Consider the following 19,711-nt stretch of genomic DNA (forward strand, 5'->3'; position numbering starts at 1 on the left):
CAAAAGTTCAGTTCCCCCAAAAAAACGGCCCGCTGCTGTAGCGGGCGCGTTTCTATCTATTGAACAAATTGATTAGCCAGCTTTGCGTTTTTGGCTTGCTGGGGCTCTGTTTGCTTTCGCGCGCAAGCTGTAGAGCCCTGTTAACATCAATCATCCCGCTTCCATATTGCGCGTCCCTTCCACGGATGCCAAGGTCGGCCGCGGATTTTCTGATAATGCGGATGACTTCCTTGTTCGTCAGCTTCGGGTTTTCCGAGCGGACCAGGCCAGCCAGACCGGCGACGTGCGGCGAGGCCATAGAGGTTCCGGATAGCGCAGCATACTGTTTTTTGAAATACGTGCTTGGGATGTAAACCCCCGGTGCGGCGACGTCCACGTAAGTTCCATGATTGGAAAATTCGGCGAGCCTGCTATCCTGGTCGACGGCAGAAACAGCAATCACTTCCGGATAGGAGGCTGGGTAGGTCGGCTGCCGTGTATTGTCATTCCCGGCGGCAGCGACGATCACAACATCTTTTTTATTGGCATAATCAATCGCTTCCTTTAAAACCTGGGAATGCTGATAGTTGCCGAGGCTTAGATTAATCACCTTCGCTCCGTTGTCAACTGCCCAATAGACCCCCTTGGCGATGTCGGACGTCGTACCGTACCCTTTCTTACCCATTGCCTTTACCGGCATGATTTTGTTGTACCACGTTATCCCTGCAACCCCCCGCCCGTTGTTCGTCTCCGATGCGATGATACCGGCGACGTGGGTGCCGTGGCCATTGTCATCATCGGGATTGGTATTATCGGCGAGGACATTGTAGCCCGTAACAACCCTATTCTTTAAATCCGGATGGTCCAAATCAACCCCTGTATCGACAATCGCGATTGTGACCTTTTTTGAGCCACGCGAAATCGCCCAGCCGTTCTCCGTCCCGATTACAGGAAGATTCCATTGGTATTGTTCGCGATAAAAAACATCGTTCGGAGTGGGGACGGCATTTTGCATGAGGATGTAATGATGCTCCGCGAACTCCACATCTTTTCTTTTTCCAAAATAAACAATCAGCTTTTCGGCGTTCATGGTCCTTGACTTGAAAATATAGGTTGAATTGAATTTTTTCACAAGTTCGCCGTTAATTTCAGCCGTGATTCGCGTAATATCCTCGGGCGCCGGGTGGCCGGTAAAATCGACGACTACTTCATTGTCAACGTAATGGCTTGTGTCTCGGTCATTGTGATAAATCTTTTGGATGGAAGGCTGCGTATCGAGGTACCGTCTCGTCTCTCCGCCATTCCAGACATTGTCATACTCGGTAATCCGCAGCCTGTGGCCGTCGCGCTGCTGAATCTGCTGCAGTCCCTGGCTTAATTGGAGCCGGGATGCCCCCTGGCGGTTCGTGTCGCTGTTATCTAGAAAAAGCACGCTGCCCGCCAGCACAGCGACCGCGACAACGCCGCCTGCAAGGAGATATTTATTGATCATGGCACAATCACCCCAATTTTTCTTGTATATGTATAGGGTGCAATCAACCGGCAAATTTAACGAAGGGAATTAATGGGTTTTGAAGAGTTTTTTTAAAAAAAAGGGATGTAAGGTTTGCGGCCTTCGGGTATGATAAAGAAAAGATTTGGGGGAAGTAATATGTTTCCGTTACTTGAAACAGACAGGCTTATTTTGCGTGAGATAGGAAAAGAAGATGCCGCGGCCATTTTCGCATGCTTTTCAAATGAGGACGTTGTCCGGTTCTATGGGCAGGAGCGCCTTGAAACAGTTGAACAGGCAGAAGGATTCGTGGAGTTTTTTGCGAAAAATTATCATGAAAAAAGGGGAATCCGCTGGGGAATCGAGCTAAAAGGCGCTAATGGGTTGATTGGGACTATCGGTTTCAATGCCTGGAGCCCGAAGCATAAACGCGCAGAAATCGGCTATGAACTCCATCCAAGCCACTGGCGGAAAGGCTATGTGACGGAAGCGTTAGAGAAGGTGATTTCCTATGGCTTTGAAGAATTGGGATTAAACCGAATCGGAGCGGTTGTTTTCCTCGAAAATGAAGCATCGAGCAAATTGCTTCAGAAGGCTGGCTTTCAAAAGGAAGGGATTTTGCGCGATTATATGGTCCAAAATGGAACTACCTATGATACATATTTGTATTCACTTTTAAAAAGAAATAGTTGACAGACTTTTCGGTTAACAGTAAGATAAGTAAAAGTTTTCCATAGAGAAACGCACTGACGAGGAGCAGTAGGGGATTTTTTATTGTCAGAGAGCTGCTGGCTGGTGAAAAGCAGTCAATACGATTCCCGAACTCGCCTTTGAGCGGCCAGGCTGAATGAATTAGGCCTGGACGGTTAACTCCCGTAATCGAGTCTTGAGAAGGTTTGCCTTTTGAGTTGGCAAACTAAAAAGAGTGGTACCACGGAAGCAAAAGCTTGTCGTCTCTTTAAGGGGCGGCAGGCTTTTTTTATTTTTCAAAAGGAAAAGGGGGAAGTGTGATGCAGGAGGATTGCTTCATTTGCAAAAAGCATAAGGGCCTGATTCAAACGGCCGGGGAACTGATTTATGAAGATGAATATGTGTACGTTGGCCATATCGATAGCGGCGGGAAGCCGAATTACCTTGGCCACATCATGATCGATTTAAAAAGGCATGCGCCAACGCTTGCGGACATGGAGCCGGAAGAAGCACAGGCTTTCGGCTTGATCATGTCGAGGGTGAGCAAGGGCTTGAAGGAATGCGAGGGAGCCGAGCATATTTATGCGGTTGTTTCGGGAAATGCCGTGCCGCATCTCCATATGCACCTTGTGCCCAGGTACCCCGGCACGCCGGAAGAGTATTGGGGGCCATTTGCCGTGTATGACTCGCCAAATGCGAGGATGGGGGACGACGGTGAAGCCATACATGTTTGCCGGCGCATCAGGTCGTTTTTAGAGGATGGCGGCATAAATGACTAGCGAAATTAGCTGGGTTGGAAGCGAGAAAGAATTTGTTGACGAAATCAGCGTTGAAACGGTTGGCCCGATTGTCCTCGGCCGGTTTGGCGGCAATTCTTCTGCGGGCCAACATAAAAATGAAGATGGCTGCATTGCCTGGACGGGCGGGGAAAATGGCTATGAATTCGTTGTCCTTCTTGATGCACACAGCTCAGCCGACAGCGCGGAACTGGTTGTAAGTGAATTTGGAAAACGAAAGGAAGAGATAAAGGAGACTTTGCGGCTGTCGGTGAATAAGTCCTTCAGGGAATTGGGAAAGCGGATCGTTTCATTTTTTCAGGATGAGGATTTTAAAAAAAGATGCAAGGAGCTTCAGGGCGAGACAGCGTGCCTAATAGCGGTCCGAAAAGAAAACTTTCTTTGGTGGTTTTCAATTGGCGATTGCATCCTCTATTTGCACCATCCTGAACTGGCCGCGTTATACGAATACCAGCAAAACCACCGGAGCTTCTATGAGTGGGTTGGGAAAGTGAACACGTTCGAGCTGCCTGTTCCTTGCTACAGCACAGGCTGCAAGGAACTTAGGAGAGGAAGAAACCATATCCTTTTGACCACGGATGGGTTGGTTGAATGTCCGGGCTCGGTATTTGAACAACCTGAAAAGGTCTTTACAGCTTTCCGGGATGCTGGAAATGAAGAAGGTGTTAATAAGCTGTTGACAATCATTAAGAAAAAAAATGTCCGCGACAGCACGACAATCCTTTCCTGGCAGGTTGAAAATGAATTGGACGCGAGCGAGCCAAGTGATTCAGTTGGCAGAAAGGATGGTTAATAAATGAAAGCAGTTATTTTTGATTTTGACGGAACCCTCGCCGATACACTGCCGATTTGCTTTTTTGCATTTCAGTCGGTTTTCAAGGAATACGATGGCCGGGATTTAACTTCCGAGCAGATAAAGGCAATGTTCGGCCCTTCCGAAACGGGCATCATCCGCGAAAACCTCCTGCATAAAAGCCATGACGAGGCAATCGAATTATTTTACGAAAAATACAGCGAAAAACATGATGAGTTTGTTGAGAAAAATGAGGAGATAAGCAGCCTCTTAAAGCAGTTGAAGAGCGAAGACTACAAATTGGGGATCGTGACCGGAAAGGCGAAGAGGAGCCTCGATATATCGCTTCAGTGCCTGGGAATGGAAGGAATGTTCGATGTGGAGATAACCGGGGATGATGTTGATATTCCCAAGCCCCATCCGGAAGGGATTCACAAGGCATTGGCCGAACTCGGTGTTTCCCCGGCAGAAGCGATTTTCCTTGGGGACAGCGATGCCGACATCCTTGCTGGGAAGAAGGCGAACGTTCATACAATCGGTGTTCAATGGCTTCCAAATTACCAGTCGCTTGAGTTTACTGTACAACCGGATGAGGTGTTTACGAGTTTTCGGGAATTGGTGAATTTATTAAAAAAGGGCTAAGTTTAGGGGGGATTGAATTGCGGATATCCATCTTGGGCGCTTTTAGAAAAGTGGGTATCTTAACACCACCTTAATTGGCGGAAGAGAGCATTGAAATCATTTCAATGCCTCTTTTATTTATCTTGATTAACACAATAGTATTCAGCTATCTCCTTAACCCGTTCCAAGGTAATTCCGTTTCGGAATTCGACCGCCAAAGGATGATCGGTTGGTTCTAGTTCAATGAATGGTCGAATGCCATCTGGCCTAAAATGGATCATTGCTTATAAGTTTACAGTATCAGGGTAAATGGATAATTCGGTAGAAAGCCAACCAAACATTGGTTCCAATAGTTCTTGCATATCCCAGTATTCTTTTACTTTATTGAAATTCGCTTCACTTAAGGAAACCCAAACTCCCCAAATTAAATGATCATCAGTCCCGAGGATAGGGACTTCTATGCACCCACGAATGAAGAAGTGTTCGCTTTCCATTACGCATAAGTCGTCGTCCAGTTCAAAATTCTCTTCCCGTTCTTCAGGATCAATATAATAGTAATATACAGGAGCAGGATTTCCGTAACTTCGCGGAAGTTCTTCGTAATATTGACCGCAGCAACTACAAGTATATCCCTCAATTCTTGCCACTTAGTTTTCACCACCATTATATCTTCATAGGAAGATTATAGCATTTGCTAGAACATCAGTAATTCAACAATAAAAATGACAGACCAAAATTTTTATTGGTCTGTCAATTGGATGGTTACTTATTTGTATTTTATCCTAAATGGGTTTCTTTAGGTCTCTTTGCTTAAAAGTTTGAACACTAGGTTAATTCTCTAGTTGATGTTTATTTTTGAAAACAGTCTTGTTGATGAAAGGAAGAACGTAGTGGTCAAGGCCGTATTTGCCGGCATTAGCGCCAGCGACAAGGATGATGAAGCCCATCAATACATCGGTTGGGTTGTGGCTTACCGTTCCAGCAAGCATGAAGCTGAAGTTCATCACAAGGCCAAAGAACATTGCGGCACTAGTGAGGCAGCCGAGAATCAAACCAAGGCCGACAAGGAATTCACCCCAAGGAATTAGGACGTTGAACAGTTCGACGTTTGGAAGGGCGAAAGCGTTCAGGAAGTCGACATACCAGCCGTAGACGATTCCGTCCGGGCCTTTGACCGGGTTGGCGGCAGCGCCTTTCAGGAAGCCTGCAGCATCAAAACCTCCAGTGATTTTGCCCCAGCCGGCAGTAAGCCACATGTAGCCAAGATAGATACGTAAGACAGCGAGAAGAGCGGCAGCGACTTTGTTTTCTCTTAAGAATTTGTTAAACATGAATAATTCCCCATTTCGTTATTTATTTAAATATGTTGTTTACACTGTTATCATAATCCGATTTTTAATATATCGGTAGGGGTTTTCCAGTTTATTCAACAAATAGACAAAGCTTCTTGACGAAGGTGTGACATTGTTCACAGCGGAACTTTTTTATACTGGTGTGAACAGGGGAGGAAGGAGATCCGAAGCTGCAGGACTCGTGCAAAGCTAAGTAAAGCGCGCGAGTCCGTTAGCGCCCTTTAGACTGGAGGACCTGGCGGAGTAAATAAAAAAGGCCTTCCGGTTGGAAGAGCCTTTTCTTCATTATTTTAGTATCAGTTTACTCTTGAAGCCTAGCTTCTTTATTGAATACAGTCTTGTTGATGAAAGGAAGTACGTAGCGGTCAAGGCCGTATTTGCCAGCGTTGGCGCCAGCTACAAGGATGATGAAGCCCATCAGAATGTCGGTTGGGTTATGGCTTACTGTGCCTGCAAGCATGAAGCTGAAGTTCATCACAAGGCCGAAGAACATTGCGGCACTAGTGAGGCAGCCAAGGATGAGGCCAAGGCCGACAAGGAATTCACCCCAAGGAATTAGGACGTTGAACAGTTCGACGTTTGGAAGGGCGAAAGCGTTCAAGAAGTCGACATACCAGCCGTAGACGATTCCGTCCGGGCCTTTGACTGGGTTGGCGGCGGCCCCTTTCAGGAATCCTGCAGCGTCAAAGCCTCCAGTGATTTTGCCCCAGCCGGCAGTCAGCCACATGTAACCAAGATAAATCCGAAGAACGGCGAGAAGAGCGGCAGCGATTTTGTTTTCCCTTAAGAAATTGTTAAACATGGATAATTCCCCTTTTCGTTAAAAATTTAATTATGTTGTTTACACTGTTATCATAATCCGATTTCTAACATATCGGTAGGGGTTTTCCAGTTTATTCAACAAATAGACAAAGCTTCTTGACGAAGGTGTGACAACGGTCACAATGGGTGATTAGGACAGCGAAATAGAGCCTATTTTACCGCATGTTGGCAGCCAATTTACGCTCGCCTTACCCAGCTTTTCATTAACAAGGAAAAGCGATTGGGGTCATCTACTTTTAATCCTCTCTTATCCCTAAACCTCAACAGCGACCTTCTTTATTTTATAAATCACAGCAATGACAGAGGCGGCCCAAAGGAAGATGAGCCCAAAATACGTATACTGTGCAATCGACTGAGAAACATCTAAAGCACCGAACAATGTCCGGATATTCGTGAGGATAATGATGCCTCCCACGAGAGTCCCAAGCAGATTGGTGGGAATGATTTTAACAAGCCAGGCGGCAATAGGAGCGGCGATGATCCCGCCAATCATTAAGGCAAGCACCCACTGGACATTGATCGTGGACCAGCCCAATGTCAAAAGAAATCCAAGTGTGGAAGAAACCGCAATGGCGAATTCGCTTGTATCGACCGACCCGATAACTTTCCTTGGCTCCATCCGATTGCTTGTAAGCAGGACTGGCGTGGCAATCGGGCCCCAGCCTCCACCGCCGGTCGCGTCAAAAAAGCCCGCAATGAAACCAAGCGGAATGAAGAATTTTTTCCCGAACTTGCCTTTGGCAGGTTTTTTCGAGGGATTGAATTTAAACAGGAAACGGTAAAGGACAAAAACGCCGAGCATAAGTAAAAAAACAGAGATGTACGGCTTAATGAGATGGCCGGGTATGCTTCCCAGAAAGCAGGCGCCAATGAATGCGCCAATGGAACCTGGGATGATCAGCCTGTAAACAACCTGCTTATCAACATTGCCAAAGCGTATATGCGACACGCCCGAGGCAGCGGTTGTAACGACTTCCGCCATATGGACGGATGCGGATGCGACAGCTGGGGCAATCCCGAACATCAGGAGCAATGAGGTCGAAGTTACTCCATAAGCCATGCCAAGTGAACCGTCCACAAGTTGGGCGGCCAATCCAATCAAAGCCAGAACAATTAGCCTCCTCAAAAAAATCTCTCCTTTTTAAAAATGTCCTGAATAGACTTATGAAAAAGGGCATTCTCTAATTGTCGACTAATCTAATCAGGTTTGTAACCTACTGTATGTACGGACAAAATTGTTGGTTCTAACCAATTGGGAAAAATAGTCCGAATGCCTAGAAGGAGCGTGCCACAATGAAGCTGTCAAGCAGAGGGGAATATGCGCTGCGGGCACTCATCTGTTTAGGGGGAAATGATGATAAACTCGTTCCAATCGGGGAGATTTCTGATAAGACACTTGTGCCAATCAATTATTTGGAGCAGCTCCTTTTGCAGCTGAAACGAAATGGGTACGTCCAAAGCAAAAGAGGGGTTAATGGTGGATACAAACTGAGCAAAAAGCCGAGTGAAATTGTGATTGGCCACGTCATCCGCAACCTGGAAGGGCCGCTGGCGCCAATGGGGTGTGTCAGCATCACTTCGTACGAAAGCTGCCCGCTGGAAGAAGGCTGCCTGTTGAAGCCTTTGTGGGCGCTGATCCGGGATACGGTTGCCGAATTACTCGACAGCACGACTTTAAAGGATTTGCTGGATGGAAAAGTAGATAGGAAGCTGCCGGACTCATGCGAAAGCTAAAAAAAAGCATGGGTCTGTTAGCGATGGGTGGAGCCCGGTGGAGTAAATAAAAAGGCCTTCCGCATGGAAGAGCCTTTTCTTCATTATTTTAGTATCAGCCTATTCTTGAAGCACGGCTTCTTTTTTGAAAACAGTCTTGTTGATGAAAGGAAGCACATATCGGTCAAGGCCGTATTTGCCAGCATTGGCGCCAGCGACAAGGATGATGAAGCCCATCAGGATGTCAGTTGGGTTGTGGCTAACTGTACCGGCAAGCATGAAGCTGAAGTTCATCACAAGACCGAAGAACATTGCGGCACTAGTGAGGCATCCGAGAATCAAGCCAAGGCCGACAAGGAATTCACCCCAAGGGATCAGGACGTTGAACAGTTCGACGTTCGGAATCGCGAAAGCGTTCAGGAAGTCGACATACCAGCCGTAGACGATTCCGTCCGGGCCTTTGACCGGGTTGGCGGCGGCGCCTTTTAGGAATCCTGCAGCGTCAAAGCCTCCAGTGATTTTGCCCCAGCCTGCAGTCAGCCACATGTAACCAAGATAAATCCGAAGAACGGCGAGAAGAGCGGCAACGATTTTGTTTTCTCTTAAGAATTTGTTAAACATGGATAATTCCCCATTTCGTTAAAATTTTAATTATGTTGTTTACACTGTTATCATAATCGGATTTTTAACCTATCGGTAGTGGGTTTCCGGTTTATTCAACAAATAGACAAAGCTTCTTGACAAAGATGTGACATTGGTCACAAATGGCCTCATAAAAGCGGAGTTGAACGCTTATTAATCGTGAAACGATATTTGGCAGCCGGTCGTATGGGGGGGTACAGCAGACCCTGTTACGAAAGCTGCCCGCTTAAAAATGGATGCAAGATCGTTGTAAACCAGTTTGACAACCAATTATCGGTTTTGTATAGTAGGGGCGAAGACGGTGAATGGAGTGAATCCCTTGAACTCAAAATCTGAATTGGAAAATTTGGATCTTATAGATTTAATCAGCGAGCGGCATAGCTTGCTCAGAAGCATTTTGGGAAAAGCCTGGAACGACAATAGCGAGATTTATATTTCAAATTCTGAGTGGTATATCATGGCCAGAATTTATAAAAAACAGCCGACCATATCGTATGTGACAAAGAATGTGGAAATTTCCCGCCAGGCGATCCATAAGTTTATAAAAAACCTTTCCGCAAAAGGTTTAGTGGAAATTAGAAATGCAGAAAACAACAGGAAAGAGAAATGTATCCAGCTAACTCCTTTAGGTGAAGAATGCTACGAAAAAATCGTAGCCCTTAAGGCCCAGCTTGTAAACAAAATCGCAGAGAACATCGGTGCGGAGAAGGTAGAGGAACTTAAAAATCTTTTAAAGCTCGATTGGAAGATATAAAATCATTGGAAATTAGACCACAAAAAAGAATGCCAGGAACATTTACAATGGCATTCTTTTTTTAGTTGATTGCTTAACAAACTGTATTACGATATCATGTACTTTTTCAACTGTAGTTTCCAGCGATATAGCCAATTCTTTAAATAAGACGTGTTGGATATGTTCCAGCAGCTTGCGGTCTGATTCGTAAAGTTTTTTACCATGAAGTTCAGCATCCAGCTTTTTTTGCATCAGTGTCTTTACAACTTTGGCAATTTCCTTTCGATTGCCCGTATTTACTATATCGTTATATTGCCTATAACGAAAATTGGGGTTTTCAATCCATTTTACTCCAGGATATTGGAATGATTCAAGGAGTTCATTCGCCTCCTCTTTACTCATAAGTTCCAGCATAGCCACTTTATCGTTATCCACGGGACTGCTTATCGTTAAGTGGCCAATACTGTCGATAGGATGCAGCACATAGTAAGTCTTTGTAATGCCTGACACTGTTTTTTCACAAATATCATCAACCTTGCAAATGCCGTGTGCGGAATAAATCATAAAGTCTCCAATAGAAAACATTTGCTCACCTCGGAATATTTGTCAACTAAGTTTATAATATCACGAAATAAAAATATTGTCAACTTGGTTGACTTTATAGGGAATTTTTGATATGGTTTTCAACTGGATAGTCTAGTAATACCATCCGGAAATAAAAAAATGCCTGCTATTGAAATTCAATAAGCAGGCATTATTTATAAAATTTTCAAGTTGTGATTGGGGTAGCTTTTATTTCGTAGTTAGGCTAATGACCTACTCTTGAAGCCGGGCTTCTTTTTTGAAAACAGTCTTGTTGATGAAAGGAAGCACATAGCGGTCAAGGCCGTATTTGCCTGCGTTGGCGCCTGCGACAAGGATGATGAAGCCCATCAGGACGTCAGTTGGGTTATGGCTTACTGTGCCTGCAAGCATGAAGCTGAAGTTCATCACAAGGCCAAAGAACATTGCCGCAGAAGTGAGGCATCCGAGAATCAAGCCAAGGCCGACAAGGAATTCACCCCAAGGGATCAGGACGTTGAACAGTTCGACGTTTGGAATCGCGAAGGCATTCAGGAAGTCAACATACCAGCCGTAGACGATTCCGTCCGGGCCTTTGACCGGGTTGGCGGCAGCGCCTTTCAGGAATCCTGCAGCATCAAAGCCACCAGTGATTTTGCCCCAACCGGCAGATAGCCACATGTAGCCAAGATAGATACGTAAGACAGCGAGAAGTGCGGCGGCGATATTATTTTTTCTTAAGAAAGAGTTAAACATGGATAATTCCCCTTTTCGTTAAAAATTTAATTATGTTGTTTACACTGTTATCATAATCCGATTTTTAACGTATCGGTAGGGGGTTTCCAGTTTATTCAACAATTAGACAAAGTTTCTTGACGAAGATGTGACAATGGTCACAAATGGAAACGGTAAGTCTATAATCCAGAACAAAGCGATGAACACAAAAAGGCCGCAATCCATGATTGAATTGCGGCCACACTATTTTTACAATGAAAAAAGCCTCTACCGGCTCGGGTACAGGCTTTCTCCATCCCCTCTGTAGGGGAATTTGAGGAGTGAGACTTGCCCTATTCAGCAGTCAAACCCTGCCCCAATTTAGCAGCTACTGCTAAATATACTGTTGGCGAACACTTGCCGTCGCCCGAGAAAGCAAATCTTTCTCCAAAGTAGGCAATCACAACAACAGTCCGATAACCGATCCACATTAACATTCGTCAATGTACTGTTACCATCAACCTTCACACTTCCCGGTTATCCCTGTTCTGTGAAGCTACATTATCTCTATACCCGGGAGGAAACCGCTTTAAACCACTTTTTTAAAAATATTGTAAACGGTGATGATTGAACCTTAAAGTTCGTCCCAGGCATAAATAAGCAAATTCGCTTTTCCTCCTGCGACCTCTATTATATTTTCATCAATGCGCCTTGCCCCAAGGGCTTCATAAAACTTGCATGCCGCATTGTCCTCAAGAACTTTTACGATAGCGCTCGTGAAGCCTTGCTGCCTGAACTCATCAAGGAGCTTGTTCAGGAGTTTCTTTCCAAACCCTTTCCCCTGATGCTTTTCATAAAAGTAAATCGACGTGACATCGCCGTCGTAGCCGGGGTATTCGCCTTCCTTTACAGGCGACCCATCCGCGAAGCCGACGATTTCGCTATCCAATTCCGCGACCAGGACGATATTTTCTTCACGCGGAATGTTGTTCAGCCACAATTCCTTTCGCTTCTCCACACTCAGCCTTTGCAAAAATCCTTCGTCCATAATGCCCTTATAGGTTGTTTGCCAGCTCGCGACGTGAACCTTGGCAATTGCTTCGGCATCCTCGACAGTTGCTTTCCGAATTGTGATTTCCATATGTACCTCCATGAATGCCTAGTTCTTTTTGCTTGAAAAGCCAAGCTGAAATTTTAAAAGTCATTATTCTGGCTGGCAGCAAAGATCGCCCTTACCGGTTTCGATTGCGGATTTAAGGCTGCCAAGCACGCCAGACCAGGCCATTTTATGCCACTGAAGTGCTTCCGTCCATTGTTCATGCGCCTTGAAGCCGGTATGTTCGACCGTCACCTTCGTTCTTTCTGGACCGATTTCCTCCAGGCTAACTTTCACAACTGTTAAATTATCCCCATCGTTCATAATGCCTGCGAACTGGTCGGGACCTTTCCATGTAAAATGAAGTTCTTTCTTGTTCACAAGGTTGGTAATCTTGCAGCCTCTCGTATTCATGCCTTCTTTATTGCCTGGAATAAAATAAAGTTCATACGCGCCACCAATCCTCGGTTCAATCACCGCCTCCGGAGCAAACCAGGCCGATACCCTGTCAGAAAGTGTCCACGCGTACCATACGAGATCAAGCGATGCATTTACAATTACCTCTTGTGAAACCATCAAAGTGTTAGAAGCAGTTTTCAAGACAATCCCTCCAAGTGCAAATTCCTTTTATAAATAGTAACATGACAGTTATATACATTTAAAGAAAATTCAGACTAGTAGGAATGGGAATGCATTATAATAGGCTCAAAGTGAACATGAATTAAAAGATTGTTAGGTGACAGGCCTTTCAATAAGAAACATTTAGGTGGTGAGATTTTTGCAGGAAAGTGCTGTGAAAAAGATTCGCATCATAGGCTCTGTTGGAAGTGGGAAGACGACATTGGCACGCAAGCTTTCTGAGGAATGGAATATCCCTTATTATGAACTGGACAATGTTGTATGGGATAGGGACCCGGCTGGGGACAGGAGAAGGACTGAGGAAGAGCGGGCGGAATACCTGGATGCTATTTTGAAATCGGAAGCCTGGATTATAGAAGGAGTACATAATGAAGAATGGACAGCAGGGAGCTTCCGGGAGGCGGACGCCATTGTTTTTCTCGACCCCGCATATTCAGTCAGGACATACAGGATTATCAAGAGATTCATAATGCAAAAACTTGGCCGCGAAAAGGCACATTATAAAGTTACATACGAAATCTTCCTTAAGATGTTCAAATGGAACAGGTACTTTGAGCAGAACGGGAAGCCGAATTTCTTTAAAAACTACTCGTTCTACAATGATAAAATCATAGTATTGAAGAATAGAAGGCAGCTGAAACAGTTTATGGGGAAGTGAAGACAGTTACGAGCCGGAAACCGAAGTGAAAGTGTCTTCATCTAGATTATGAAGACACTTTCGAGCCGGAAACTGAAGTGAAAGTGCCTTCATCTGGATTATGAAGACAGTTTCGAGCCGGAAACTGAAGTGAAAGTGTCTTCATCTGGATTATGAAGACGGTTTCGAGGGAGAAACCGAAGTGAAAGTGTCTTCATCTGGATTATGAAGACAGTTTCGAGGGAGAAACCGAAGTGAAAGTGTCTTCATTTTACAAAACTACTCCAACTTTTCGAGCAGGAGGTCTCTATGATCGTGTGCCAATTTCAGCAATAGAAAGTCGCTATTGGCCAGCAGCCGTTTAAGATATTCCGCTTCCTTCCAGGCAAGATCGTATTGAGCACCATTAATAAACCCTTTCGCCAGGGCTTCATCAAGTTCATCGGCATCTTTCAGAATCACTTCACCTGATGGGAAAACGACGAGATCCAAATAAAGATCATCATAAAAGGGAACTCCGTTTTCGGCTGCATTTTGTAGGCAGATGTCAATGTACCACTGGACAACTTCACCGGAGGAATTGAACATCGTTGTAACGGCATGGTTTTTTTCCTCAGGAAACTGTTGAAGCCAGAAGTAACCGCTGTCCACGATGCATACCTGCCTTTCTTCATAATCGACAACCAATGGGGAGGCCACCTCCACAGTATGAAGCAGGGTGACATAGCCTTTGAACTCCTGAGTATCCAAATAGGATTGCGCATATCTCCTTTTAATAATCCGTTTCCATCCAGGCCGGTTTCCGAACACTCGCTTTTGCATCTTATCCCCCTGAAAAGTTTTACCTAATTATAGCATTGCAATGGTATTATTATAGATATATTTTCCAATCGACAGAGTTTCGGTTCTAATAGGGGGAGTTATTGTTGAAAATCCGAAAAATGAATTCGGAAGATACAAAGCAGGTGCAGTATGTTGCCAAAACGAGCTGGAATGCGACCTATGAAGGAATTATTCCTCGTGAGGTGCAGGAACGATTTTTAAATTCCGCATACAATGACGATAGGATGAAACAGCGGAGGGAACGCTCTTTAATGCTGGTTGCCGATGAGGATGGCAGAGTTACGGGTTTTGCGAATTTCTCGCCTGTAAGGGATGGGGGAAAGGCGGAGCTTTATGCAATCTACCTTTTGCCTGAGGTTCAGGGAAAGGGAATCGGGACCGCTCTTTTGAATGAAGGAGTCGCGCAATCGGACGGGGTTAAGGAAGTATACATAAATGTAGAACGCGACAACGCCATCGGGAAGGCTTTTTATGAAGCGAAAGGCTTTAAGGTGGTAGAGGAATTGGAAGAAGATTTCGAAGGCCATATTCTGAAAACGATTCGGATGGTACTGGAAGTTTAATAGGGGGAAGCGATGTTTTTAAAAAATGTAGAAATTAAGAATGAAACGTTACGCTATTGGCTGGAAAATAATTTTCCGAAAAGTGACCTGTTTTTCTTCACGAAGGAAGATGAATCAATTATCGAAGCGTTAGGCCCGAATGTGATGGCCATCCCTGTAAAAGAATTTTTCCCGGATTCGTTCTTAAACGATTTTAATACATTGAATATTTATCAATTGTGGCAAATTGATAGGCAGGAGGCAGCATTTGCTTGTGTCGCGCATCCGGGAGCGATCGCCTCGGTCAACAGCGATATTCGGAAAAGAATTTTTCAGATTCAGAAAAAGCTGAACAGGGGGCTGTTATTCGATTGGGAGATGATTGAGCCATTATCGGCGGGACATGGAATGGAACCGTTGCTTGAAATGTTGGCCCCGTATATTTTTGAATATGAGTCCAAGCAATACCTCGCTCTTCAGGCAGGAGTATGGGCAGAGTTATCCACGGAATTTAAGCAGGCTTTTCTTGTCGGGATGGCCGGCCAATTTATCGATGATGTTGACATTAGCGAAGACCAAATAAATGAGTTTCGAATTGAATTCCCGCATATCGCCCCATACATGAATACGTTTTCGGCTGCCAACGGTGCAAACTGCCTTGCTGCGGTCCTTGCCACGGTAGCGGGCGGCTCGGCCGATACGGAATGGCTGATTTCAAAGTGGGTCGGCGGGCATGTTTTTGAGAATGGACTGAAAGCGAATCATTATTATTGTGAAGAGGGCTGCAGCGAAAATCTACTGCCGGGGGATGTTTTTGTCTGGAAAAATTCAAACGGCATCCAGCATGCAGCCTACCATTTAAGGGACGGGTTTTTCTTCAACAAACACGGGCAGACGTTCATGAATCCGTGGCAAATCATCACGAAGGAAAAGCTGATTGATGCGTGGGGAGAAGAGATGGAAGTGTACAGGAAATCCGGACAAGAAGCCTTGTTAAAACAAAATAAAAAGCAGGCGGACCTGCTCTCTATTTTTTAATCAAATTATGAAGCTTTGTAAAATCTGTATCTGGATAATAACTGTTTTTCACAAGTATATTTGGTCCGAGGCACGATACTGCTGGGCAATGGCAGCTTAGCTCTTTTGAAAGCGCGGTTTCCTGCCATTTATTATAGGCATCTGGGAGGCTGTTAGTCTGGATATTGCCAAGTGGAGGCGTATCGCCAAAATCTGTAACGATAATGTCTCCATTAAAAATATTTACATTCAGGCGGGAACGCCCATCGGGGTCATTTCGGACAGTAACGTTTCTGCTGCCATACAGTCTCTTCAACAGTTTCTGGTCATCGGAAATCGGGCTGCAGGCATAGAAAGGCAGCGTTCCGAACAGCATCCAGACATTTTCATCACGGACATCAAGCAAATGGTGGATAGCCTGCCGAATTTCCTCAAGCGTCAACACCTCAAGGTTGCTCGCGAAGTCACTTGGGTACATAGGGTGGATCTCGTGGCGCTGGCAAAGCATGTCATTGACGATTTGCTTATGTATTTTTTCAAGATGAGGAAGAGTCCGTTTGTTTAGCATCGTTTCAGCTGATACCATGACCCCGGCCTTTACAAGCGCTCTACTGTTTTCGATCATTCTTTCAAAATATTTCTCCCTTTGCCGATAGTCCGGTTTTCTTTCCATACGGGCGAAACCGCCTTCTACAAAATCATCGGTCGTTCCCCAGTTGTGGGAAATGTGAAGAACATCGAGGTAAGGGATAATTAGTTCATAGCGGGACAAATCAAGCGTCAAATTCGAATTGATTTGCGTTCTGACCCCGCGTTCGTGGGCATATATTAAAATCGGAACAACATAATTTTTCACAGATGTAAGCGAAAGCATCGGTTCTCCGCCCGTTATGCTTAATGACCGCAGTGTTGGAATTTCATCCAGCCGTTGCAGGATCAATTCAAGGGGAAGCGCATCTGGATCCTTTGGCTGAAGCATATAGCCGACCGCACAGTGCTCGCAACGCATATTACAAAGTGTAGTCGTCGTAAACTCAATATTCGTAAGCATGGGTTTTCCATACTGTTCTATATCCAGGTAAGCCTCCCAAGGGTCAAACTGTGGGGTCATTTTTTGTTTTGTTAACATAATAAACTCCTTACAAGCTTTTTGAAAACCATTTTATTATATCATCATTTGAGGGTTCTATTGTAAAAATTGTATTTAACTTAATAGGTTTATATGCGTAGTATATCTGGAGAAACCAACTCCTTTTAGGTGTATTGGAGATGAGAAAATAATATGGATAATCGGATACCTATTGAAGATGCCAGGAAGTTTATAAACGCCAAGTTTCCGAATTGCCAGGCTGCATTGCTTGCCGGCAGTGTGGTCCGCGGGGAAGCGACCGCCACGTCGGATCTTGATATTGTCATTTTTGACGGCAATCTCTTCGCCCCCTACAGGGAATCTTTAATAGACAACGGCTGGCCGATTGAACTGTTTGTGCATAACCTCACCTCATATAGGGATTTCTTTCAGTCGGACATAGAACGGGGAGTGCCTTCGCTCGTTAGAATGGTTTCTGAAGGCATCATCCTAAAGGGTCCGGATATAATTGCCCCTATAAAAGAAGAAGCGAAAAAACTTATGGAAAAAGGGCCGGAAGAATGGACAGAGGATTTGATTGTAACAAAACGTTACTTTCTAACCGATGTATTGGAGGATTTTATTGGCAGCACAAACAGGGCGGAATCCATTTTCATCGCATTGACTTTGGCAAATTTGTCTAGTGAATTTGTTTTGAGGGTAAACCGGAAATGGATAGGCAAATCAAAATGGATTGTCCGTTCCCATAGGGAATACGATGAAAAATTCGCGGAGCGTTTCACCGAGGCCTTTGACTGTTTTTACAAAACCGATCGGAAAGATAAGATCATCGAACTCGTTGACGGGATTATGGAACCGTATGGCGGGAGGTTATTTGAAGGGTTCAGCCTGGGGAAAATTCCAGGCCTTTAATAGAAGGAGAGTGGCGGTTTGGGCAAGATTGGGTTGATTCGAGAGGCAGAGAAGATGTATCACGACTTTTGCTATGAAAACTATAAACTATTCGAACAGGGTTCCTGGCTGCATAAGCCGGTTCAAACCGTAATGGAATTAATTCCTTTTTTAAAAGAAAAACAAAATAGTCGAGTCCTTGATTTGGGGTGCGGAGTGGGAAGGAATAGTATCCCGCTAGCAGAGGAAATAAAAGAAACAAATGGCAAGGTCATCTGTGTTGACCTCTTGCCATCCGCAATAGAGAAATTAGATGAGTATCGAAAAGAGTTCAATGTCGAGGCTGTAATCGAGCTGGAACAGGCGGATATTGCCGATTACCAAATAAAAACGGGCGGCTTTGACCTGGTCGTAGCTGTCTCAAGCCTAGAGCATGTTTCATCCGAGGGGAAGCTAGATCAAGTATTAAAAAACATGGCTGATGGAACGAAAAGCGGCGGCATCAACTGTATTATCATAAACTCCCAGGTGAGAGAACGAGATTTGAACACCGGTAAGGAACTGGATGCCATGATGGAAGTCAACCTCAGCACCGAGGAAATGGAGAGAAAACTGGAATTGAACTATGAGGGCTGGGATGTTTTAAAGCATCTTGTAAAACCGCTCGAGTACACCATCGTACGCGGCGATAGGGAAGTGCTATTAACCACGAATGCGGTGACGTTTGTTGTGAGGAAACGGTAGCAGAATGTTGTTATAGGTTTTTTTAATGAAAAAGGGGCACCCAACCGGATGCCCCTTTACTCATTATCTTTACAAATCTGCTTTTCGGTTTTCCTGGCCTGCTTTGCCGATAGCCTGTGCTGCCGGCGTTCAAGGGCCTGTTTGTATAATTCCTTTTCCTCATCCGTTTCAGGAATGACACCGGGAACCGGCGTTGGCTTGCCGGAGCTGTCAACGGCGACCATTGTCAGGAATGAATCTGTGGTCAGCCTGCGCTGTCCGGTATCGGGATGTTCGCACACCACTTTCACGTACACTTCCATGGAAGTCCTTCCCGTTGAAATTACGAATCCTTCAAATGTGAGGATGTCGCCTACTTTTACCGTAGACAGGAAATTGACTTTGTCGATCGAGGCAGTCACCACTTCTGATTTGCTGTGCCTCATGGCTGCAATCCCGGCGATTTCATCGATCATGGCAAGGATTTTCCCTCCAAAAATCGTTCCCATATGGTTCGTATCAGGCGGAAGGACAAGCTTCGTTTGAATTGTCCTGGAAACATTGGTGGAAAGGCGTTGTTCCATTGCATGGTCCCTCTTTCTTTTTAAAAATGTAAAAAGCCATCACGTTGCTATGATGGACCGGGTAATCCCTCTATCTAGTTTTAGAACAGTAATAACCCATGACCAGAGTATATATTTAATGTAGTTTACAATTTCAAGTATGCCAATCTTATGCTTTTTTTACCACAAATGGGCTTGTCTACTCATAATGTTGGAAGCTACATGGTCATGTTTTCCTTATTGTAACCTTGCCTTCTTTATTAAACTCATCGTCCCACTCGACATGGATCTCGAATGTCCCTTCTTCAAAAAAATAAGGAAATCTTCTTTTAATAGAGGTCTGCATTGGAAGGTTGTGTGCTTCCGCAATGGGTACCCAGAGAGGTTTACCTTCAGGTGAATCATCCAAAAGAGTTCCTGTAAAGTCTCTCGTCAAATAGTTAAAAATCATATATCGGTCATTTTTAGCGGGATTCACATATTCGTAGAGGCCTTTGTAGATAAGATTGCTCACTGTAAGCCCCGTTTCTTGTTTGACCTCCCTAATTGCCGCCTCCACAAAACTTTCGGGAAACTCAACTTTTCCTCCAGGAGGTATGAACCCCTTGAAAGAATCGTGCTGCCGGTCAAGCAGCAGAATGGAATCCCCATCCTGGATCATGCACATTGTCCAAACCTTATAATTAACTCCTTCACTCACCGAAGATGCCCCCTTGGAAAATATATCTTAAAGACATTTTAGATGAAGACATTCTTTTTGG

General features: G+C 44.9%; 24 protein-coding genes, 1 pseudogene and 1 other annotated feature. Of the genes and pseudogenes, 11 read left to right on the forward strand and 14 right to left on the reverse strand.

Annotated features, from left to right (window positions below; translation table 11 throughout):
* Window positions 1-52: 52 nt before the first annotated feature.
* A complete protein-coding gene (locus V1499_RS05745; RefSeq protein WP_409274521.1) occupies window positions 53-1,471 on the reverse strand; it encodes a S8 family peptidase in 1,419 nt (472 codons plus the stop codon).
* A gap of 159 nt (window positions 1,472-1,630) precedes the next feature.
* On the opposite strand from V1499_RS05745, the gene V1499_RS05750 reads away from it, so the two are divergent.
* The 4 genes from V1499_RS05750 (at window position 1,631) to V1499_RS05765 (ending at window position 4,393) form a co-directional block, all read left to right on the forward strand.
* Entirely contained in the window at window positions 1,631-2,164 is a 534-nt protein-coding gene (locus V1499_RS05750) for a GNAT family N-acetyltransferase (protein WP_409274523.1), read from the forward strand.
* A 44-nt stretch (window positions 2,165-2,208) separates the two neighbouring features.
* Window positions 2,209-2,432: a binding site (T-box leader), on the forward strand.
* A gap of 49 nt (window positions 2,433-2,481) precedes the next feature.
* On the forward strand, window positions 2,482-2,940 hold the full coding sequence (locus tag V1499_RS05755; protein WP_409274525.1) for an HIT family protein: 459 nt from the start codon (window positions 2,482-2,484) through the stop codon (window positions 2,938-2,940).
* Window positions 2,933-3,751, forward strand: a complete 819-nt coding sequence (locus V1499_RS05760) for a protein phosphatase 2C domain-containing protein (RefSeq protein WP_409274526.1) — start codon at window positions 2,933-2,935, stop codon at window positions 3,749-3,751. The genes V1499_RS05755 and V1499_RS05760 overlap by 8 nt, the downstream gene beginning before the upstream one ends.
* 3 nt (window positions 3,752-3,754) lie before the next feature.
* Window positions 3,755-4,393: an HAD family hydrolase gene (locus tag V1499_RS05765; protein WP_409274527.1), complete on the forward strand. Its 639-nt coding sequence runs from the start codon at window positions 3,755-3,757 to the stop codon at window positions 4,391-4,393.
* 113 nt (window positions 4,394-4,506) lie between these two features.
* Here V1499_RS05765 and V1499_RS05770 read toward each other — a convergent pair.
* The 4 genes and pseudogenes from V1499_RS05770 to V1499_RS05785 all read right to left on the reverse strand — a co-directional run bounded on the left by V1499_RS05770 (window position 4,507) and on the right by V1499_RS05785 (window position 7,672).
* Window positions 4,507-5,019 (reverse strand): annotated as a pseudogene (locus V1499_RS05770) (DUF2199 domain-containing protein).
* A gap of 183 nt (window positions 5,020-5,202) precedes the next feature.
* Window positions 5,203-5,703: a DoxX family protein gene (locus tag V1499_RS05775; RefSeq protein ID WP_409274528.1), complete on the reverse strand. Its 501-nt coding sequence runs from the start codon at window positions 5,701-5,703 to the stop codon at window positions 5,203-5,205.
* Window positions 5,704-6,025: 322 nt separating this feature from the next.
* Window positions 6,026-6,526 (reverse strand): DoxX family protein, encoded by a 501-nt coding sequence (locus V1499_RS05780; RefSeq protein WP_409274529.1) that lies wholly within the window; start codon window positions 6,524-6,526, stop codon window positions 6,026-6,028.
* 273 nt (window positions 6,527-6,799) lie between these two features.
* The gene (locus V1499_RS05785) at window positions 6,800-7,672 is read right to left on the reverse strand and encodes a sulfite exporter TauE/SafE family protein (RefSeq protein WP_409274531.1); all 873 of its coding nucleotides are present in this window, start codon (window positions 7,670-7,672) and stop codon (window positions 6,800-6,802) included.
* 167 nt (window positions 7,673-7,839) lie between these two features.
* Here V1499_RS05785 and V1499_RS05790 point away from each other — a divergent pair, with 167 nt between their 5' ends.
* Window positions 7,840-8,280, forward strand: coding sequence for an RrF2 family transcriptional regulator (locus V1499_RS05790; protein ID WP_409274533.1), 441 nt, complete (start codon window positions 7,840-7,842; stop codon window positions 8,278-8,280).
* A gap of 99 nt (window positions 8,281-8,379) precedes the next feature.
* Here the strand turns inward: V1499_RS05790 and V1499_RS05795 are convergent, their stop codons facing one another.
* A complete protein-coding gene (locus V1499_RS05795) occupies window positions 8,380-8,880 on the reverse strand; it encodes a DoxX family membrane protein (RefSeq protein WP_409274534.1) in 501 nt (166 codons plus the stop codon).
* 322 nt (window positions 8,881-9,202) lie between these two features.
* On the opposite strand from V1499_RS05795, the gene V1499_RS05800 reads away from it, so the two are divergent.
* A complete protein-coding gene (locus V1499_RS05800) occupies window positions 9,203-9,655 on the forward strand; it encodes a MarR family winged helix-turn-helix transcriptional regulator (protein WP_409274536.1) in 453 nt (150 codons plus the stop codon).
* Window positions 9,656-9,697: 42 nt separating this feature from the next.
* Here V1499_RS05800 and V1499_RS05805 read toward each other — a convergent pair whose 3' ends face one another.
* The 4 genes from V1499_RS05805 to V1499_RS05820 form a co-directional block, all read right to left on the reverse strand.
* On the reverse strand, window positions 9,698-10,219 hold the full coding sequence (locus tag V1499_RS05805; protein ID WP_409274537.1) for a CarD family transcriptional regulator: 522 nt from the start codon (window positions 10,217-10,219) through the stop codon (window positions 9,698-9,700).
* Window positions 10,220-10,450: 231 nt separating this feature from the next.
* On the reverse strand, window positions 10,451-10,951 hold the full coding sequence (locus tag V1499_RS05810; protein WP_409274539.1) for a DoxX family membrane protein: 501 nt from the start codon (window positions 10,949-10,951) through the stop codon (window positions 10,451-10,453).
* A gap of 592 nt (window positions 10,952-11,543) precedes the next feature.
* Entirely contained in the window at window positions 11,544-12,050 is a 507-nt protein-coding gene (locus tag V1499_RS05815) for a GNAT family N-acetyltransferase (RefSeq protein ID WP_409274541.1), read from the reverse strand.
* Window positions 12,051-12,113: 63 nt separating this feature from the next.
* On the reverse strand, window positions 12,114-12,605 hold the full coding sequence (locus V1499_RS05820; RefSeq protein WP_409274543.1) for an SRPBCC family protein: 492 nt from the start codon (window positions 12,603-12,605) through the stop codon (window positions 12,114-12,116).
* 178 nt (window positions 12,606-12,783) lie between these two features.
* On the opposite strand from V1499_RS05820, the gene V1499_RS05825 reads away from it, so the two are divergent.
* Complete coding sequence (locus V1499_RS05825) at window positions 12,784-13,302, forward strand: AAA family ATPase (protein WP_409274544.1); 519 nt, start codon at window positions 12,784-12,786, stop codon at window positions 13,300-13,302.
* Between the two features lie 258 nt (window positions 13,303-13,560).
* Here V1499_RS05825 and V1499_RS05830 read toward each other — a convergent pair whose 3' ends face one another.
* Entirely contained in the window at window positions 13,561-14,103 is a 543-nt protein-coding gene (locus V1499_RS05830) for a DUF402 domain-containing protein (protein WP_409274545.1), read from the reverse strand.
* A gap of 119 nt (window positions 14,104-14,222) precedes the next feature.
* On the opposite strand from V1499_RS05830, the gene V1499_RS05835 reads away from it, so the two are divergent.
* Together V1499_RS05835 and V1499_RS05840 are read left to right on the forward strand one after the other, a co-directional pair.
* Window positions 14,223-14,687 carry a GNAT family N-acetyltransferase gene (locus tag V1499_RS05835; RefSeq protein ID WP_409276235.1) on the forward strand — a complete coding sequence of 155 codons (465 nt, stop codon included), beginning with the start codon at window positions 14,223-14,225 and terminating at the stop codon, window positions 14,685-14,687.
* 12 nt (window positions 14,688-14,699) lie between these two features.
* Window positions 14,700-15,704, forward strand: a complete 1,005-nt coding sequence (locus V1499_RS05840; RefSeq protein ID WP_409274547.1) for a hypothetical protein — start codon at window positions 14,700-14,702, stop codon at window positions 15,702-15,704.
* Here the strand turns inward: V1499_RS05840 and yfkAB are convergent.
* On the reverse strand, window positions 15,694-16,812 hold the full coding sequence (gene yfkAB, locus V1499_RS05845; protein WP_409274549.1) for a radical SAM/CxCxxxxC motif protein YfkAB: 1,119 nt from the start codon (window positions 16,810-16,812) through the stop codon (window positions 15,694-15,696). The genes V1499_RS05840 and yfkAB overlap by 11 nt on opposite strands.
* A 153-nt stretch (window positions 16,813-16,965) precedes the next feature.
* On the opposite strand from yfkAB, the gene V1499_RS05850 reads away from it, so the two are divergent.
* Both V1499_RS05850 and V1499_RS05855 read left to right on the forward strand, forming a co-directional pair.
* Window positions 16,966-17,685: a nucleotidyltransferase domain-containing protein gene (locus tag V1499_RS05850; RefSeq protein WP_409274550.1), complete on the forward strand. Its 720-nt coding sequence runs from the start codon at window positions 16,966-16,968 to the stop codon at window positions 17,683-17,685.
* Window positions 17,686-17,703: 18 nt separating this feature from the next.
* Window positions 17,704-18,408 carry a class I SAM-dependent methyltransferase gene (locus V1499_RS05855; protein ID WP_409274552.1) on the forward strand — a complete coding sequence of 235 codons (705 nt, stop codon included), beginning with the start codon at window positions 17,704-17,706 and terminating at the stop codon, window positions 18,406-18,408.
* Between the two features lie 56 nt (window positions 18,409-18,464).
* On the opposite strand, the gene V1499_RS05860 is transcribed toward V1499_RS05855, so the two are convergent.
* Both V1499_RS05860 and V1499_RS05865 read right to left on the reverse strand, forming a co-directional pair.
* The gene (locus V1499_RS05860) at window positions 18,465-18,971 is read right to left on the reverse strand and encodes an acyl-CoA thioesterase (RefSeq protein ID WP_409274553.1); all 507 of its coding nucleotides are present in this window, start codon (window positions 18,969-18,971) and stop codon (window positions 18,465-18,467) included.
* Window positions 18,972-19,176: 205 nt separating this feature from the next.
* Entirely contained in the window at window positions 19,177-19,650 is a 474-nt protein-coding gene (locus V1499_RS05865; RefSeq protein ID WP_409274555.1) for an 8-oxo-dGTP diphosphatase, read from the reverse strand.
* Window positions 19,651-19,711 lie beyond the last annotated feature (61 nt).

Origin of the sequence: Neobacillus oceani (assembly GCF_046237595.1) — a bacterium.
Classification (GTDB): Bacteria; Bacillota; Bacilli; order Bacillales; family Cytobacillaceae; genus Bacillus_D; species Bacillus_D oceani.